The 16,816-nt window shown below is 63.2% G+C and carries 16 protein-coding genes, 1 tRNA gene and 1 pseudogene; 11 read left to right on the forward strand and 7 right to left on the reverse strand.

Features of this window, described 5'->3' with window-relative positions; translation table 11 throughout:
* From AU197_RS24710 to AU197_RS24725, 4 genes are all read left to right on the forward strand, one after another.
* The coding region (locus AU197_RS24710) for an HNH endonuclease signature motif containing protein (protein ID WP_156434561.1) at positions 1 to 468 on the forward strand (468 nt) is incomplete at its 5' end.
* Positions 469 to 522: 54 nt separating this feature from the next.
* On the forward strand, positions 523 to 1,299 hold the full coding sequence (locus AU197_RS24715) for an SDR family NAD(P)-dependent oxidoreductase (protein ID WP_064406447.1): 777 nt from the start codon (positions 523 to 525) through the stop codon (positions 1,297 to 1,299).
* Positions 1,296 to 2,891, forward strand: coding sequence for a phytoene desaturase family protein (locus AU197_RS24720; RefSeq protein ID WP_064406449.1), 1,596 nt, complete (start codon positions 1,296 to 1,298; stop codon positions 2,889 to 2,891). Before AU197_RS24715 ends, AU197_RS24720 begins: the two co-directional genes overlap by 4 nt.
* Before the next feature lie 4 nt (positions 2,892 to 2,895).
* Entirely contained in the window at positions 2,896 to 4,518 is a 1,623-nt protein-coding gene (locus AU197_RS24725) for a RecQ family ATP-dependent DNA helicase (protein WP_064406451.1), read from the forward strand.
* Here AU197_RS24725 and AU197_RS24730 read toward each other — a convergent pair.
* Entirely contained in the window at positions 4,502 to 4,840 is a 339-nt protein-coding gene (locus AU197_RS24730) for a hypothetical protein (protein ID WP_231745183.1), read from the reverse strand. The genes AU197_RS24725 and AU197_RS24730 overlap by 17 nt on opposite strands.
* Positions 4,841 to 4,941: 101 nt before the next feature.
* Positions 4,942 to 5,243: pseudogene (locus AU197_RS26365) on the reverse strand (winged helix-turn-helix domain-containing protein); the annotation flags it as partial.
* Positions 5,244 to 5,741: 498 nt separating this feature from the next.
* Between AU197_RS26365 and AU197_RS26735 the strand changes: the two are divergent.
* The 3 genes from AU197_RS26735 to AU197_RS24745 all read left to right on the forward strand — a co-directional run bounded on the left by AU197_RS26735 (position 5,742) and on the right by AU197_RS24745 (position 7,040).
* Entirely contained in the window at positions 5,742 to 5,918 is a 177-nt protein-coding gene (locus AU197_RS26735; protein ID WP_231745190.1) for an RNase A-like domain-containing protein, read from the forward strand.
* Complete coding sequence (locus AU197_RS24740) at positions 5,915 to 6,253, forward strand: contact-dependent growth inhibition system immunity protein (protein WP_064406455.1); 339 nt, start codon at positions 5,915 to 5,917, stop codon at positions 6,251 to 6,253. Before AU197_RS26735 ends, AU197_RS24740 begins: the two co-directional genes overlap by 4 nt.
* A gap of 466 nt (positions 6,254 to 6,719) precedes the next feature.
* Positions 6,720 to 7,040, forward strand: coding sequence for a contact-dependent growth inhibition system immunity protein (locus tag AU197_RS24745; protein WP_064406458.1), 321 nt, complete (start codon positions 6,720 to 6,722; stop codon positions 7,038 to 7,040).
* Between the two features lie 209 nt (positions 7,041 to 7,249).
* Here AU197_RS24745 and AU197_RS24750 read toward each other — a convergent pair.
* A tRNA-Leu gene (locus AU197_RS24750) sits at positions 7,250 to 7,325 on the reverse strand.
* A 415-nt stretch (positions 7,326 to 7,740) separates the two neighbouring features.
* Between AU197_RS24750 and AU197_RS24755 the strand changes: the two genes are divergently transcribed.
* The 3 genes from AU197_RS24755 to AU197_RS24765 all read left to right on the forward strand — a co-directional run bounded on the left by AU197_RS24755 (position 7,741) and on the right by AU197_RS24765 (position 11,876).
* The gene (locus tag AU197_RS24755; protein WP_064406460.1) at positions 7,741 to 9,393 is read left to right on the forward strand and encodes an acyl-CoA synthetase; all 1,653 of its coding nucleotides are present in this window, start codon (positions 7,741 to 7,743) and stop codon (positions 9,391 to 9,393) included.
* Between the two features lie 217 nt (positions 9,394 to 9,610).
* Positions 9,611 to 10,495 carry a restriction endonuclease gene (locus AU197_RS24760; protein WP_064406461.1) on the forward strand — a complete coding sequence of 295 codons (885 nt, stop codon included), beginning with the start codon at positions 9,611 to 9,613 and terminating at the stop codon, positions 10,493 to 10,495.
* Positions 10,496 to 11,534: 1,039 nt separating this feature from the next.
* Positions 11,535 to 11,876 (forward strand): site-specific integrase, encoded by a 342-nt coding sequence (locus AU197_RS24765; protein WP_502687906.1) that lies wholly within the window; start codon positions 11,535 to 11,537, stop codon positions 11,874 to 11,876.
* On the opposite strand, the gene AU197_RS24770 is transcribed toward AU197_RS24765, so the two are convergent.
* The 3 genes from AU197_RS24770 to AU197_RS24780 all read right to left on the reverse strand — a co-directional run bounded on the left by AU197_RS24770 (position 11,873) and on the right by AU197_RS24780 (position 14,456).
* A complete protein-coding gene (locus AU197_RS24770) occupies positions 11,873 to 12,925 on the reverse strand; it encodes a GmrSD restriction endonuclease domain-containing protein (protein ID WP_082696842.1) in 1,053 nt (350 codons plus the stop codon). The genes AU197_RS24765 and AU197_RS24770 overlap by 4 nt on opposite strands.
* A gap of 1 nt (position 12,926) precedes the next feature.
* Positions 12,927 to 13,556, reverse strand: a complete 630-nt coding sequence (locus AU197_RS24775; RefSeq protein ID WP_064406463.1) for a hypothetical protein — start codon at positions 13,554 to 13,556, stop codon at positions 12,927 to 12,929.
* A gap of 297 nt (positions 13,557 to 13,853) precedes the next feature.
* On the reverse strand, positions 13,854 to 14,456 hold the full coding sequence (locus AU197_RS24780; RefSeq protein WP_064406753.1) for a hypothetical protein: 603 nt from the start codon (positions 14,454 to 14,456) through the stop codon (positions 13,854 to 13,856).
* A gap of 163 nt (positions 14,457 to 14,619) precedes the next feature.
* Here AU197_RS24780 and AU197_RS24785 point away from each other — a divergent pair, with 163 nt between their 5' ends.
* Positions 14,620 to 15,477, forward strand: coding sequence for a class II glutamine amidotransferase (locus AU197_RS24785; RefSeq protein ID WP_064406465.1), 858 nt, complete (start codon positions 14,620 to 14,622; stop codon positions 15,475 to 15,477).
* A gap of 31 nt (positions 15,478 to 15,508) precedes the next feature.
* On the opposite strand, the gene AU197_RS24790 is transcribed toward AU197_RS24785, so the two are convergent.
* Positions 15,509 to 16,777 carry an amidohydrolase gene (locus AU197_RS24790; protein WP_064406466.1) on the reverse strand — a complete coding sequence of 423 codons (1,269 nt, stop codon included), beginning with the start codon at positions 16,775 to 16,777 and terminating at the stop codon, positions 15,509 to 15,511.
* Between the last annotated feature and the right edge of the window lie 39 nt (positions 16,778 to 16,816).

The following is a 16,816-nucleotide window of genomic DNA, read 5'->3' on the forward strand; positions in this document are numbered from 1 at the left end:
AGCGAGGTGATCCGCCAGGGCGCCGAGGCCCATCACTATCTGGCGATCTTCGCCGACCACACCGACGAGATCCTGTATTTGGGGCGGGCCAAACGCTTGGCGTCCAAAGCCCAACGGCTGGCACTGTTTGCTCGCGATCACGGCTGCACCCGACCCGGCTGCACCGCCTCGGCTTACCAGTGCCAGGTGCATCACGGGGACAACGATTGGGCCGCTGGCGGTCAGACCAACATCGATGAGCTGACCCTGGCGTGTAGCCCCGACAATCGGCGGGTCAAACCCGGCGGCTGGCGCACCTACATACGCAAAGACGGGCGCACCGCATGGCTTCCCCCGCCGCAGCTCGACACCGGCCAAGCCCGCGTCAACAACTACCACCACCCCAACCGCTACCTCATCCCCGACGAGGGAGACGACGAGGACGGCGCAGAGTGTCCCGACGACGGCGGTGATGATCGCGACGGCTAACGCCGCGGTGTGCAGCGTGCGTTTGGTGAAGGCCCCGTCGGGTAGCCCGCCACCATGGCTGAAGGACGACCACTCGCGCTTGTGACGGGCGCTTCGAGCGGGATCGGTTTCGAGTTGGCGAAGCTGTTCGCCGACGACGGCTACGACCTCATCGTGGCCGCCGACGACGACGGCATTCACGCCAGCGCCGACAAACTCGCGGCAGGCGGGACACAGGTCCGCGCGGTTCAGGTCGATCTCCGCCAAGAGGACGAAGTCGATCGGCTCTACAGCAGCGCCACCGAGAACGGCCGCCGCTTGGACGCCGTCGCCCTCAACGCCGGTACGGGAGGCGGCGGCCGATTCGTCGACCGCGGGCTCGAAGAGGATTTCAACATCATCGACCTCAACGTTCGGGGAACGACGCATTTGGCCAAGCTGGTGCTCGCCGACATGGTGAGCGCCAACTCGGGCAAGCTGCTGTTCACATCGTCGATCGTGGCGATGATGCCCGGCTCGTATCAGACCGTTTACAACGCCTCAAAATCGTTTGTGCAGTCGCTCGCCGAGGCCCTGCAGGACGAACTGCGCGATACCGACGTCACCATCACCTCGCTGATGCCCGGGCCGACGGACACCAACTTCTTCAAGCGCGCGGGCATGCTCGACACCCTGGTGGGACGCATGCCGAAGGACGATGCCGGAAAGGTCGCCAAGCAGGGTTACGACGCGTTGATGGAGGGAAGGAAGAAAATCGTTGCGTCGTCGCCGCTTTCGAAAGGGCTCGGCCTGATGAACCGGTTCCTGCCCGACTCGGTGAAGGCCGCCTCCAACAGGCTGATCTCGAGGTGACCGTGTCAGGCTCCGCCGATGCCGTGGTGATCGGAGCCGGCCACAACGGTTTGGTCGCCGCAGCCATGCTCGCCGACGAGGGCTGGGATGTGCTGGTCCTGGAAGCGCAGGAACAACCCGGCGGCGCGGTCAAGAGCGCCGAACTGTTCCCCGGCTATGTCAGCGATCTGTACAGCGCGTTCTATCCGCTTTCGGTCACCTCACCGGCGCTCAAAGCGCTGCACCTCGAGGATCACGGCCTGCGCTGGTCGCACTCGCCGGCGGTCGTGGGTCATGCGAGTTCTGCCGATGACGATGACGCACCGCTGATCTGGCGCGAACTCGACCGCACCGCCGAGGATCTCGAGCGCCGCACGCCCCGCGACGGAGCACGCTGGCGCGACTTGTTCGCCCAGTGGCAGCGCATCAAGGAACCGCTGCTGGAGACGTTGTTCGCGCCGTTCCCGCCGATGCGTGGAGCGGTCGGACTGTTGCGTGAGCTGGGCACCGCCGAGGCGCTTCGGCTGGCGCATCTTCTTCTACTACCGGCTGGGGTGATGGCCGAGCAGTTGTTCGAGGGCGAGGCCGCGCGACTCCTTCTGTTGGGCAACGCGATGCACGCCGATGTTCCCATCGACGCACCCGGCAGCGGCGTCATGGGCTACATGCTGATCATGATGGCCCAGGACGGCGGCTTTCCGGTTCCGGTAGGCGGGGCCGGTCAACTGACGGCGGCGCTGGTGAACCGGGCGACGTCGGCGGGCGCCCGCATCCAGTGCGGGCAGCAGGTCGATCGGATCGACGTCCGCGGCCGACGCGCGGTGTCCGTGCACACCGCCGGCGGTGAGACCGTGAAAGTGCGTCGGGCGGTGATCGCCGATACCTCGGCGCCGATGTTGTACCGCGACCTTCTCCCGGCCGACGCCCTGCCCGAGTCGGTAGTCCAGAGCATCGACCGGTTCGTCTGGGACACACCGGTGTTGAAGATCAACTACGCGCTCGACGCCCCGATCCCGTGGCGATCTGAGAGCCTGAGTGATGCGGGGACGGTCCACCTCGGCGCCGACCACGACGGCCTGATCCGGTGGATGGCCGACCTCAACACCGGCACCGTGCCGCTGCATCCGTTCCTGCTGTTCGGCCAGATGACCACTTCCGATCCCACCCGATCGCCCGCCGGCACCGAAAGTGCCTGGGCGTACACGCATCTGCCCCGCGACGTCGCCGACGACGCCTCCGCCGATCAGCTCTCGGCGGCGGTGGACGTGGTGTTGGAGAAGCACGCGCCGGGGTTCAGCGACCACATCGTCGGCAAGTCGATTCAGCGGCCGTCGGACCTGGAGGCCAGCGACGCGAACCTGCATGCCGGTGCGGTGAACGGTGGAACGTCACAACTGTTCCAGCAGTTGATCTTCCGGCCGTTCCCGGGTTTCGGCGGCGCGGAGACGCCGGTCGAGAACGTCTTCCTCGGCAGCGCGGGCGCGTCACCAGGCGGGGGTGTGCACGGTGTCTGCGGCCGCAACGCGGCGCGTGCCGCGCTGTCCAATGCCGGTCGACTGGGCTGGCCGCGCCGACAGCTCAACCGCGCGATCCTGTCGCTGATGACGCGATGAGCCGGTGAGCGGCTCCACACGGTTACGCGACGTCGCCAAGAAGGTTTTCGGATGGCAGACGGTGCGGCCAGAACAACTCGAGGCGATGACCGCGATCCTGGATGGTCGCGACGCGCTCGCGGTGATGCCAACGGGCTCGGGCAAGTCGGCGATCTATCAGGTGCCGGCGGTGTTACTGCCGCGGACGGTGATCGTCATATCGCCGTTGATTGCGTTGCAGCACGACCAGATCGCCGCGCTCGAGGAGTCCGACGCTCCCGATGCGGTGGCGATCAACTCACGCCAGAGTGCAACGTCCCTCGACCGGGCGTGGGAGTCCGTCGAGCGCGGTGAAGCACGGTATGCGTTTCTGGGTCCGGAGCAGCTCATCAAGGACGACGTCATGAAACGACTGGCCGCGGTGAGGCCGTCGCTCGTCGTCGTCGACGAGGCGCACTGTGTGTCGGCGTGGGGACACGAGTTTCGTCCCACGTACCTTCGGGTCGGCGACGCGATCGAGCGGTTGGGCAGGCCGCCGGTCGTCGCGCTGACCGCGACGGCGTCGGCGGTGGTGCGCCGCGAGATCGTCGACATCCTCGGCCTGCGCGAGCCGACGGTGATCTCCGGCGGGTTCGACCGGCCGAACATCTCACTCGAAGTTCGCCACCACACCGATGACGGCCACAAACGCCAGGACGTCGTCGATCTGGTGCAGCAGCTTGCCAAGCCGGGCCTGTTGTACTGCGCGACCCGCAGGGACACCGAGTTCTATGCCGAGCAGCTCACACAGCGTGGTGTGTCGGCCGTCGGGTACCACGCGGGGCTGAACACCAAGCAGCGCACCGAAGTTCATGATCGGTTCCGGGACGACGAGGTCGGCGTCGTCGTGGCCACTTCGGCGTTCGGCATGGGCATCGACAAACCCAACGTCCGGTTCGTGGTGCACGCATCCGTGCCGGACTCCGTCGACGCGTATTACCAGCAGGTGGGGCGCGCCGGCCGAGACGACGCTCCTGCCGAGGCGATCCTGTTCTACCGCGCAGAGGACCTCACGCTCGGGAACTTCTTCGCAACCCGCAATCCGGACGAGGAGTTGCTGCGGCGGGTTTACAGCGTTCTGGATGCCCGGAAGCCGAAGCGGCTCAAGGGCCTTCGTGAAGAACTCGGTGAGCGGGGCCGTCGGCTCACGTCGTCGATCAACCTGCTCGAGCAGGCGGGTGCGGTGGAATCGGCCAGGTCGGGCTTCACCAACACCGGCATGCCCGCCGACGACGCGGTCCGCAAGGCCGTGGAGATGGCCGAGATCGGGGAGCGGGTCGACCGGACGCGCGTCGAGATGATGCGCTCATACGCCGAGACACCGGACTGCCGAAGGCAGTTCCTGTTGGCCTACTTCGGCGACTATCTCCCCGAGCCCTGCGGCAACTGCGACCGCTGCCGCGACCACACGGCCACCGACCGCGGTGTGCCGGCCATCGCCATGGGCACGGCCGTCGAACATCGCGAATGGGGCGCGGGCACTGTGCTCGGCGGAGACGCGGATCGGATCACCGTGCTGTTCGACCTCTACGGATACCGGACTCTGGACGTCGACGCCGTGCGCGACAACGACCTGCTGGACGTGCGGGCGGCTAGTAGCCCGGCGTGACGACGTCTTCGAGTTCCTGCAACTCGGGCGACGGCCCGGGCGGTGCGTGGGGCGGCACTTGATTGCCGGTCGACCCGGTGCATTCGGCGCCGCTGACCCCGGGCGGGCAGGCGTTGTTGACGGCCGAGGCGGTATTGGGCACCAGGTACGGCACACAATGTCCGCTGTAGAGGTCGCTGTCCTCGCCGGGTGGGCAGGCGGCGAGTTGGCCAGGCGGGCTGGGGGAGGTGGCGACGAAGGCGGCAGTCAGCGGCGCCGCCGCCACCGCGATCGCAAACGCACCGGCGATCGTCAGCCGGCCTCCGATACGGACTTTCCTCACCGTTGACATCTTTGCGCTTTCGTCAGTGGACCCTGAACATCGACACTATCGCGCGCCAGCGCAGTTGGCGACAATGACCTGCGGGGCGTGCACACGTGACGTCACTGCTGGAAGCGGTAACCCATTCCCGCTTCGGTGATCAGATGCACCGGATGCGACGGTCGTCCTCGAGCTTGCGACGCAACTCCGCCAAATACACCCGCAGATAATGGGTTTCCTTCGCGTAAGCCGTGCCCCAGACCTCGTTGAGAAGTTCCTCCCGGCCGACCAGCTTGCCCCGGTTGCGGACCAGCATCTCGCGTATGCCGCACTCCGTCGGCGTCAGATGGACCTCGGAGCCGTACTTGGTCACCTTCTTCGCGGCGAGATCGACGGTGAACGACGAGGTCTCAATGACCGGCCTCGTCCTGGTCCTCGACGACGGCCTCGGCAAAGGTTGGCGAAGATCATTGGTCAGCGAGAGCCAGAACACGACCAGCCAGGCGAACCACGACGGTTCGGCGATTGCGAGGATGGTGCTCCACACCGCGCCGACTTCGACGACGAACATCACTGGGTTGTGCCACAGAGTGCGGGGATCCAATCTGCGCAGCGCCTCCGGTATCCACCTCTACAACATCGGTGGGTCGAGCAAGCCACCCCTGACGCGCTGCGGCGTCACCGACTTGCTCTGCTGTAGAGCGGGATTTAGCGTGGGAGTTGACGTCTTCAACGCCACCCGCCACGTCGACGACGCCCTGGACGTCGGCAGTGCGGGGGCACATCATCTACCCGACGCGCCACGGCTCCCCATGTCGACCAAACGCCAGGCGCAGCTGGTCCATACGGTGGAGGCGGTGCCGGCTCTGTCGATGAGACGGCCTCCGCTGTCGGTGGCACGTTTCAGCAGAACCGGGCCGCAATCGATGCCTGGCTGGCAAATGGCGCCAACGGTACTCTCAAGTTGGATGCGCCTTTTAGTGGTGGCACCGTGCTGGAACGTGGCGGCGAGTTGACACCGGGTAACGGCGTGAGGGTGGTTCTCAAAGGCGACGGAAAAGGTGGCTGGTACGTGCTGACGGGATATCCCACACCATGAACGATGGTTCGATTTCGACTGAGTTGGACCAATTTTTCGGTGCGTACTTTCACCAGGACTGGGACCTGGAAGCTGACGACTGGCAAGGAATAGTCGACAACTTCGCTAGGGCGAACCCCACGGCCGAAGCCCAGCGGCAGATTGCCCAAGAGATCGACGACCTGCGCACGGCTCGCTCTGAACCTGACCTGGCGCAGTTCCTAATACGTGGAATCGGCGTCTGCTACGACCCCCGTCCGAAGGTCACATTCAATGAGTGGCTCGCTCAAATCACCGCACGGCTGCGCAAGCATGCCAACGAGATTGACGGTCGTATTGCGTCGTCCGATGAATAAGTGCGGCTTCTGAAAGCGGCAGGGTGCCTGAGGTGTCCGACTACACACCACTAGCGAAGAACTGGGTCGAGGTTACTAAGAGAGTCGCCTCAGGCTCGTGGGACGGCATCGTTTGCCCCAAGAACGCTGATGCCGATGTGTTGATCGATGTCCGTGAACAGGGAAGTGACACAGACGATGCACGGTTTGAGTACTGGATCCACTGTCCGGGATGTGGTGCTGAGATCTACTTCCACAGCAGATCGTTACAGTCCGCTGCCGCATTCAGCCGGTTGAATTTCGTGGAATCCAAGCAGCATTCGAAAGGTACAGATAGCGCCGGGCTAAGTCACGAAACTTCGGATACAAGGCGGACGGCCCCCGGCATGTTCGAGGCGTACATACGGGCTGATTCGCATGCCATGCAATGAGGCCTCGGGTGTGGTGGCGGGCTGTGACGTCACGTGCAGACAGGAATGATCAACTCGTGAGCTCCTTTCCGGTATCACGCCCATTGCGATACTTCCTCGGGGCGTACTTCCACGAGGACTGGGATCTGGAAGCCGCTGACTGGCAAGGGGTTGTCGACAATTACGTTCAGGACGAGCAGCCCTCTCCAGAGTTGCTTCGCGCGTTGATTCAAGAAATCAATGATCTGATTGGGGAGTGCGCCGAAACCGACGCGGAACATTTAGTGACGCGCACTTTAGGTACGAGTTATTACCCTTTACCCGAATACACGTACAAAGAGTGGCTCGGGCAGGTCGCCCAGCGGCTTCGCGAGCACTCCCTCGGAGACCGACGGTAGTGCTGCAAATCGTGCTCAGTGAGAACGACACCATGAGCGTTGGCAGGTGCGGGGAGCCTGCACAGCGGATGATCTCCCGAGTGGCTGCACTCGAAGTCGGGATGCAATCCGAGAAGGTGAAGATTTGACGATCACCACGAATGCGTCTGTACTGCGCGGGTACGAAATAGAGGTGCGAGAGGCACAGCCGACGTACTCCTTGACGATTGTGGGGACGGTGGGACTCGAACCCACAAATGTCGGGCGTTTTAAGCGCCCCGCCGATGCCAATTAGGCTACGTCCCCTTCTAGGTAGCTGAGTTTAGCGTGTGCTCGGACCTCGTGATCTTGCCTCTGAAGGTCGGCGTGAGTGGGTGGCAGTTAGGGCACAACAACCTCAGGTTGTCCAGCGCGTTGTCTGGTGGTGCTGTATTCGTGTCCAGTTCCAGAGGTATCGGTTGGTCCATCCAGGTGTCGAGCCGCAGCCGGGGCACCCTTGCTCGAGGACGCCTCGTTGACCAGTCGCTGGATCGATGACCGCAAGGCTCGTGGCATCTGTCCTGGCACTATCGATGCCCTTTGGCACTGGGTGAGAGTCCCGGGGGCTCACCGACAACGCCGAGGCTTTAGGGGCGGCGTCGCCGACGGGGTCCGTTCGGAATCACCATTCACTTTGCGACTGCTACTGTGCACGCAAATTTCCGTGGCGAGGGGAGGCCCGATGGCTGACGTGCTGGCCGGAGTTCGGCAGAAGTTGCAGCATGCCACCGAGGCGGCGCGCGCTGCTAAACGACTCGTCGACACCGGAATCATCGACCTCAAGGACCTGGGTTCAGGTGTTCAGACCGCCAAGCTTGCGCGCACCTACGGCCCGCAGGCCACGATGGCGATTCAAGGTGGGCGCAAGTATGCGGACCTGCCTGCGGTCGTCGACGAGCGCGGGACGTTGACCTACAAACAGGTCGATGACCAGTCGTGGGCATTGGCGCACGGCTTGCACAGCCTCGGGGTCTCAGCGGGCTCGGTCGTCGGCGTGCTGTGCCGCGACCACCTCGGTCTGGTCATCACCATGGCCGCCTGCGGAAAGGCCGGTGCCCGAATGGTGTTGATGAACACCGGTTTCGCCAAACCTCAGTTCGCCGAGGTCTGCGAGCGCGAGAAGGTGACCGTGGTGCTCCACGACAGCGAGTTCCTCGGTCTGCTCGACGCGCTGCCTGCCGACCTGCCGCGGGTGCTGACATGGGTCGACGAGGGGGCAGAATTGCCCGCCGGCGCACAGACTCTCGACGACATCCTCGCGACCAACTCAACCGAGCCGCTGCCCCCGCCGGCTAAAGCCGGTGGTTCGGTGATCCTCACCAGCGGTACGACCGGGCTGCCCAAGGGGGCGCCGCGGGAAACGGTATCTCCACTCGCCACGGCGCAGATCGTTGACCGAATTCCGTTCCCGCGCAAGGGAACCATGGTCATCGTATCGCCCATCTTCCACAGCACCGGCTGGGCCACTTACACCGTCGGCGCAGCGTTCGGCAACAAAATCGTGACGACCAGGCGGTTCAAGGCGGAGGGCACGTTGAAGCTCATCGCCGACCATAAGGCCGACATGCTGGTAGCGGTCCCGACAATGCTGCACCGGATGGTCGAGCTTGCGCCCGACGTCATCGCCAAGTACGACACGTCGTCACTGAAGGTCATCCTGATCGCCGGCTCGGCGCTGAGCCCGGAGCTGTCCAACCGGGTGCAAGACACCTTCGGCGATGTTCTGTACAACATGTACGGCTCCACCGAATGCGCCATCGCCAGCGTCGCCACCCCCGCCGAGTTACGTGCCGCACCCGGCACCGCGGGGCGTGCTCCGGTGACCTGCGAGGTGGTGTTGTACGACGAGAACGATCGACGGATTGAGGGCGCGAACCGCCGCGGCAGGATCTTCGTCCGCAACGGCGCGCCGTTCTCCGGATACACCGATGGTCGCAGCAAACAGATCATCGACGGCTACATGTCCAGCGGCGACATGGGTCATTTCGACGAGAACGGACTGCTGTTCGTCGACGGCCGCGACGACGACATGATCGTGTCCGGCGGCGAGAACGTCTTTCCGCAGGAAGTCGAGAATCTCCTCGAGGCGCGCTCCGATATCGCCGAGGTCGCGGTGGTCGGGGTCGATGACGTCGAGTTCGGAAAGCGGTTGCGCGCCTTCATCGTTGCCGAGCCCGGCGCCGAACAAGACGCGGCAGAGATCAAGCAGTACGTGAAAGACAACCTGGCGCGCCACAAGGTCCCTCGCGATGTGGTCTTCATCGACGAGCTACCGCGAAACACCACCGGAAAGCTACTGCGGCGCGTGCTGGTCGACATGGATCTCCAGGACTGAGGTCGGCAGCAGATACCTGATCGGACAGCCGTAGCGGACTTAAAATCCGCCCGGTGTCGTTCGAGTCCGACTGGGGGGCACCGGAAAAGGCCTGCTAGAAGCGCTATTGAGGCGAATGGGTCGGCTCGGAACCCCGTTCATCGCGGCGCCGTCGCGGCGCTCGGGGGGATCGCGGCGGTTGGGTCGGCGCGCTAGCTAACTGCCGCTGACCTCTGCGATGCTGTTCACCGTGACCGCTACGGTGCCGCCCTATACGGACATGCTCTGGCCCACGCTGCAGGCCGCGATCGCCCTCGGCGGGTCTGCGTCAATTGCGGAGTTGGACGCGGCGGTAATTGACCGTGAGCAGTTCTCGGCAGAACAACAGAACGTATTGCACGGCGACGGCCCACTCACCGAGATCCAGTACCGCCTGGGCTGGGCGCGGACCTACCTCAAGGGTATGGGTCTGCTCACAAACAGCAAGCGCGGGGTGTGGACGGTGACCGAGGCCGGCCAGGCCGCGAAGCAGGAAGACATCGCCCCGCTGCATCAGCAATTCGTGAACATATCCAAGAAGAAGGGCAAAAAGAAGACTTCGAAGTCGAACGTCTCCGGCGAGCTGGACCAGGTCGAGGCCGAAGCCGAGGCGGATTGGAAAGATGCACTTCTGGAAACGCTGCTCAAGATGTCCCCGACAGCGTTCGAGCGCCTGGCACAGCGGCTGCTGAGGGAGTCGGGATTCAGCAGCGCGGTGGTCACGGGACGAACTGGCGACGGCGGCATCGACGGTCTTGGGGTCTACCAAATCTCGTTGTTGAGCTTCCCAGTGTTTTTTCAGTGCAAACGGTACAAGGGCAGCGTCGGTAGCTCAGCCGTTCGGGACTTCCGTGGAGCGATGGCCGGTCGCGGCGAGAAGGGTCTCTTGATCACAACCGGGACTTTCACGAACGATGCTCGCACCGAGGCCAACCGTGATGGTGCGCCGCCCATCGACTTGATCGACGGTGACCGGTTGTGTGATTTGTTGAAGGAGAACGCCATCGGCGTCGCCACCACCGAGCGCGTTGTTGAAGATGTGAAGGTTGAAACCGGCTACTTCGCTTCCCTGGAACCGAAGTAGCGCGTCCGACTCCCATCTGCGAACGGGGATGCGCGCGCGTGCAACGCCGTCACCGCTTCCACCATTTCATGCATTCTGCGAGACCCCGCAGAATGTCCGCTCGGTGCCTTGACTCAGCACCACGAACAACTATGGCGATCGATAGGACTCTAGTCGCGCCCAGAAAGATTGCGCCAATAAGGACAGTCCACAGCAGCATGAGCGACATCGATGCCCGCCTTCCTCGAGACACTGGCGGGAGCACGACTTCTCCCTCGAACCAGCGGCAGAGTGAAAGCGGACATTTGAGTTAAGGCTCCTAACCGACGTCGCGGACTGAGTTGGAGGTATGACTGTACGGGCTGGTTGCCCCGCAGGCAAGGACTAAAAAAGCTGACTCCACGCCAGATCAGAGGAGACCAGCGACGGGGAAGCCCGGGCTGGGGCGTTGCCTCAGTCGACGCGCTCGCCGGGGTAGCGGACTCGGGTCTGGCGAGTTGACTCGCTGTGCCCGGACACTGTTGGGACTGGATGGAGGCCGATAGCATCAACTGCACAACTTCACACAGGAGTCTCAACAGACTGCGAAAGGGCAACCGGGTAGATCGCTGGGGCCACCAAGTGCGCGTCTTGTTAAGCCAGGGAGCATGTCTGATGGCTGCAAGGCGTGACTGGGAGTGGACAGCCGTACTAGCCGTAGAAGACAAACTGACCTGACGCTGTGGCGCTAACCACCCAAGGACTTGAACTAGACACGATCGTTAATCGGGGTGCCCCGGAAACAACCTGCGACCACTGCAGGGTGTTTCCCGGGGTGCTTTTTGTTTCCCCGGATCACCCCGGAAGGAAACAAGAAATGAACGACGACAACGCAGTTCACATCGAGAAGCTGCGCCCGATCAACGACAAGATCAAGCAAAGCGAGACCGACAGCATCACCGAACGGTAGGAGTTCGGCCGCGCCTTGGTCCAGCTTCGCGTTGGTAAGCAATTGCCAAAGGGCTTGCGCGCCAGAATCACCGAGGAATTTGGTTTAGAGGCGTCGGAGACAATGCGCCGAATGCAACTCGCCGAACGGTACGAGACCCGCGACGAAGTTGTGGACGCGTGCACAACTTACGGCGGGTCATGGCGACGAATCATCCGCCGCGAGTTGGCTAAGCGGCCGCAGTCGAACGACCTTCGGCACACCTTCGCGGTGCTTCAATTATCGGCCCGTACCCACTTCATGCAAGTGTCGAAGTGGCTGGGCCACAGCACGTTCACGCTTAGGCTCGACACCTACGGCGACTACATCCCCGAGCAAGACGGCGGCGCGCTCAATACGCTGCCCGAGCCGCCCGCACCAGTTCGCTCTGCGGAGATGGCGAACAAAGTCGTACTGCTACGGCGGCGGATCTAGTCCTGAAGCTCGAACAGCTGCGGGTTCTCGTCCCCCGCCTGCAGCACTCTCGTTCTGAAAGCTTGCCCGCGTTCATAGCGGCTCACGCGGTCATTAATTCCCGATCTGACACGGCGGTAGTACTGCGCTGCCAGCGGGTCCGGGCTCACGGATCGTGTAACAGCCTCTACAGCTTCGTAGAAGCTCTGTGCGCGATCGCGAAGGAGGTCAGGATCGATCCGGTCCCCGTCGCGATGTAAAAAACGATCGAGTTCGACCATTGCAGTCAGCAGATCGGCTTTTTGCCATATGCGCGACTTGCTAGAGAAATGCGCAAAGTCGATCAACTGACAAACGTGCTCGATCCTTTCCCTGATGGCGGCCTCTTCTGGGAAGCTGTCATTATACTTCTGAAGGTAGAGCTCGTGTTCATCATCTCTGTTGAAGTAGCCACTCATCATCGTGATTATCAGAGTGAGGGCAAATCGGGTATCGTTCATCCGCCTACCGTCTAGACTTGAGAAAATGGGGTGACCCGGCGCCTGGAAGAATCCATCGGCAGCATTGGCCACAATATCCTCAGCGCAACGTTTAAGGGCGCCGTCGAAGCGGGAATTGTTCACCTCCATAGCGTTCAACGAGTAGTTCGTGCTGTTAATGCGGTGGAATATTTCGCGTGTCTGCTCTTCAGTAAGTGGGCCGAGATCGCGAATTACGACGGCATACTCAAGGAATGCCAGCTTATCAGTTTGTTCAAGCTCGGAGTATTTCGGAAGATCATTTCCGAGAATAAGGTCCTTGGAATCGACGAAGTACTGGTAGAGGGTAGTGATGCGCTGCTGGCCGTCGACAATCAATTCTGTTCCGTCCCCCGTATTGGGGTTGACATCTCCAGCAGAGATGAATATCTCCGGGAAAGGAAGGCCGTCAAGGACCGTTTGCAAGAATGCATTTTTATGCATATTTGACCAAACCAGTCGTCGTTGGAAATGAGGGTTAGGGATCAGCGTCTTATCCCGAATGCCGGTTAGGAGTACGCGGAGCTTCCGGTTAGTTGCGCTAGTCTGCATGTCACTCTTCCCCTATCCTGCGACACCTTGCGACATTGAAGGCGTGGTATTTTCGTAAGAACTCGGTATCGTGATATAGGGCTCCGGCGATTTTAAAAGGTCCGGCAATTTCTCTTGCTTTAAGCTGCTGGAAGAATGCCCACCAGCGATCGACAAAATCGAAGGTCGGACCTGACGGTAGTAAGTCAGGTCGAATCCAACCGCGGAACAAGTATTTTTGGAACTGGCGCTTATCAGGCCAATCCGCTCCCGATGTGCTGTAGTCATAGACCTCGTGCCATACCGTCTGATATAGGTCGTGACTTATGATCGCAATATCGATATCGGAGTCATTGCCAAACGGTTTCCATCGCTGGTTTGGCGCTATGCTGAAGCCAAGTTTTGCGGACCCTACGATGAATAAGTCCGTCGACACATTTAAGCTAAATTCTTGCGCTATCGAACGCTTGATCTCAAATTCTTGCGAATCATCCACGGCATAGGATCGGCCATGCATTAGGAACCGCTGCACAACAGCTGTATCGTCCGGCTCAGATTCCAGCGCTATTTGGAATTGCTCGACGAGTACCGAAATTTGGGGGTCGACCTCCTCAGGCGCGTCATCGCCCCCTTCAGACGGAAACCCCTCCATAGCGCTCCAGCTTAGTGAGACACTCTGCGAAGCATTAGCGCCACGCCGCCTCGGCACGCCTAGCTAGCATCGCCGCGCAAATCCTGTCGCGGCGCGAACGCGGCGACCGGGGGCGAATCTAGGGCGACTTCGAGCCGGATCGTAGACGTACCGGTGACGCGCGAAAACGGTGTCTAACAACAGAAATAGCCCTCTCGGCGGACCCTCTCCGAAGGTCGCGAAACGCGGCTCGACCCGACTTAAAATCCGTCCAGTGTCGGTTCGAGTCCGACTGGGGCCACGGTAGCCGAAGCGGGCTCAGTAGTGGTTTTCGGCGCGCTCGCGGATACCGAGCAGCATCTTGCGGTACATCGGGAAGTCGGCGAGTTCGAGGATCGGGGCGAAGGCCAGCCCGCCTGGATAGGCGTAGGAAACCCGCAGCCTCGTGACCAGCCGAATACCACCCGAGGGCAGCGGGCGAAGGAACCACGCCCACGTCCCGGACTTCGGGTGCCGCCACACCAGCACACGGGGCGCGGCGACCTGCGCGACCCGCCACGGCGACTTGTCCACGCCCTGAAGCGGATTCATTGGTGCCGCGGGATCGCCGACGCTGACCTGCTGCCACTGCGGCAGTATTCTGCGCGCGCTCGGGCGGCCGAGATTGTCCAGAAGGTCATAGGAGTACCAGCCGGCCTTGCCGAACCCCAACTGGACGATCCACGGCCACACCTGCTCGGGGGAGGCGTCGATCGTCAGGGCACGCGTCGCGCGCATCCCGAAGCGCGACACCGGATATTCGTCACCCGGGAGCCGCTCGCTCTTCTCTGATTCGGTCGCGCCCCATCCGGTGTGCCAGTGCCGTGCGACCGCCGCGACGACGACTCCCGCCACCACCCCCACCGCACGCCCACGTATCACCCCCGCATCGTCGCACCGATGACCGCCGACGGCACGAGCGGAGCTCGGGTCGCCGCTCACAGGCCAGGGGGCTATCGCCGAAGATCGGAAGTGGCGAGATACCCGTCCCGGCGGACGGCGAGAGGGTAGACCGGCAGCATGGTGAGTTCGCGGTGGTGAACTGATGTGTCGCCTGTTCGGACTGCACGCCGGGGACGCGGTGACCGCGACGTTCTGGTTGCTGGACGCCCCCGACAGCCTGGCCGAGCAGAGCCGGCGCAACCCGGACGGCACCGGCCTGGGGGTGTTCGAGGCCGACGGCACCCCGGTGGTGCTCAAGCAGCCGATCGCGGCGTGGCAGGACCGCGACTTCGCGACCGAGGCCCGCGAGCTGACGGGCACGACCTTCATCGGTCATGTCCGGTACGCGACCACCGGCGCCGCGGACGACGACAACACTCACCCCTTCCTGCAGGACCGGCGAATCTTCGCGCACAACGGAGTGGTGGGTGATCCCGACGCGCTCGACGAGCGGCTCGGCGAACTCGGCGTCGAGGACCTGGTGCGCGGCGACACCGATTCCGAACGGGTCTTCGCGTTGATCACCGCATCCATCCGCGGCCGCGGCGGCGACGTCGAAGCCGGGCTGGTGGAGGCGATGCGATGGTTGCGCGCCAACGTGCCGATCTACGCGGTGAATGTGCTGCTGGCCACGGCCACCGACCTGTGGGCATTGCGCTACCCCGACACGCACGAGCTCTGGCTGCTGGACCGTACCGATCCCAGCCGCGGCCGTTTCAGCTTGCGCAGCAAGCGGATCAGCGCGTCCAGCGCGCACTTGGACGCCGCGCCCTCGGTGGTGTTCGCCAGCGAGGTGATGGACCACGAGAAGTGGCACCCACTGGCCTCGGGTGAGCTGGTCCACGTGAACGCCGAGCTGAAGATCACCCGGCGCACGGTGCTGCCCGACCCGCCCGCGCACCCCCTCGCGCGTGCGGACCTCAGCCCGCCGGTGGCGTCGGCTCAGCACCCGTTGAACTGACGGCGCGCGGGTTGCTCAGGCTGCATCGAACTCACCCGCTGGCGAGCCAGGGCATCGCGGCAACTACCAGTGCCTTGGTGGCGACGTCGAGCGTGGGTTGGATGGCGGGCGCGAAGTGCGGTGAATGGTTGACGGCGATGTCCTGGTCCACCCGGCCGGCTTCGACGGCGTGCCGGTAGACGGCCGGATCGATGCCGCCGACTCCCCAATACGTGTACGGCGCGCCGAGTGCCGTGGGGATGGCGCTGAAGTCCTCGCTGGCCGCGCCCGGCGGCAGGTCCAGACACTGATCACCGAACTCAGCGGTGAACGAGTCTCGAACCCGGTCGGTAGTAGGAACGTCGTTGTCGGTCAACGGGAATCGGTCGAACAGCTCGAACTCGGGTTCCTTGGGGGACCGCGAGGCGGCGCATTCGGCATTGACGATCCGGCGCACCGCGTCGATGACGGCGTTGCGTGTGCGGTCGTTGTAGGTGCGGATGTTGAGCTGCAGTACGGCGCGGTCCGGGATCACGTTGCTCTTGCTGCCGGCGGTGATGCTGCCAACGGTCAGCACCGCGGATTCGACGGGGCTGATCTCCCGGGAGATCACGGTCTGCAACCGCACCACGATCATGGCGGCGAGCACCACAGGATCGACCGATGATTGCGGCATCGAACCGTGACTGCCGCGGCCGAATACGGTGATCCGCATGCTGTCGGCAGACGCCAGGAACGGGCCCGCGTGAATGCCGACCGTGCCGGCGGGTATGGGCAGCACATGCTGGCCCAGGCATACGTCGACGCGGGGAAGTAGCTGCGCCAGGTCGTCGTCGACCATGGTCTGCGCCCCGTCACCGGTTTCTTCGGCGGGCTGGAACAGCGCCACGGCCGTGCCGTGCCAGTGTTCGCGCCCGTCGGCCAGCAGGCGCGCGGCCCCGAGCAGCGCAGTGACGTGCATATCGTGGCCGCAGGCGTGCATCACCGGGACCTCATGTCCGTCCCGGTCGATGTCATGAACTGTGGAGGCGTAGTCCAGCCCGGTTTCCTCGTGCACTGGTAAGGCGTCCATGTCGGCGCGCAGCAACACCGTTGGGCCGGCGCCGTTTTCCAGGATCCCGACCACGCCGGTGCCTCCGACGCCCTCGTGCACGCGGTAACCGGATTCGGCGAGTACCTCGGTGACCCGCTGGGCGGTCCGGTGCTCGCGGTGGGACAGTTCGGGATGACGGTGCAGGTCGCGGTAGCAGTCCTCCTGCCACGAACGAATACCGCTCAATCCGCCGAGGACGGCCTTGGCTGCACTTAACGAGGCGGTCATCGTCTTCTCCCTGTTGCCGGCCGCTGATGCATCAGGTTT

Source organism: Mycobacterium sp. IS-1590 (assembly GCF_001500025.1).
Lineage (GTDB): Bacteria > Actinomycetota > Actinomycetes > Mycobacteriales > Mycobacteriaceae > Mycobacterium.

Excerpts from the sequence above, each read along its gene's own strand:
- AU197_RS24715 (WP_064406447.1), top strand. The coding sequence starts at position 523 with ATGGCTGAAGGACGACCACTCGCGCTTGTGACGGGCGCTTCGAGCGGG.
- AU197_RS24740 (WP_064406455.1), top strand. The coding sequence starts at position 5,915 with ATGAACGATGGTTCGATTTCGACTGAGTTGGACCAATTTTTCGGTGCG.
- AU197_RS24755 (WP_064406460.1), top strand. The coding sequence starts at position 7,741 with ATGGCTGACGTGCTGGCCGGAGTTCGGCAGAAGTTGCAGCATGCCACC.
- AU197_RS24760 (WP_064406461.1), top strand. The coding sequence starts at position 9,611 with ATGCTGTTCACCGTGACCGCTACGGTGCCGCCCTATACGGACATGCTC.
- AU197_RS24765 (WP_502687906.1), top strand. The coding sequence starts at position 11,535 with ATGCAACTCGCCGAACGGTACGAGACCCGCGACGAAGTTGTGGACGCG.
- AU197_RS24770 (WP_082696842.1), bottom strand. The coding sequence starts at position 12,925 with ATGCAGACTAGCGCAACTAACCGGAAGCTCCGCGTACTCCTAACCGGC.
- AU197_RS24775 (WP_064406463.1), bottom strand. The coding sequence starts at position 13,556 with ATGGAGGGGTTTCCGTCTGAAGGGGGCGATGACGCGCCTGAGGAGGTC.
- AU197_RS24785 (WP_064406465.1), top strand. The coding sequence starts at position 14,620 with ATGTGTCGCCTGTTCGGACTGCACGCCGGGGACGCGGTGACCGCGACG.
- AU197_RS24790 (WP_064406466.1), bottom strand. The coding sequence starts at position 16,777 with ATGACCGCCTCGTTAAGTGCAGCCAAGGCCGTCCTCGGCGGATTGAGC.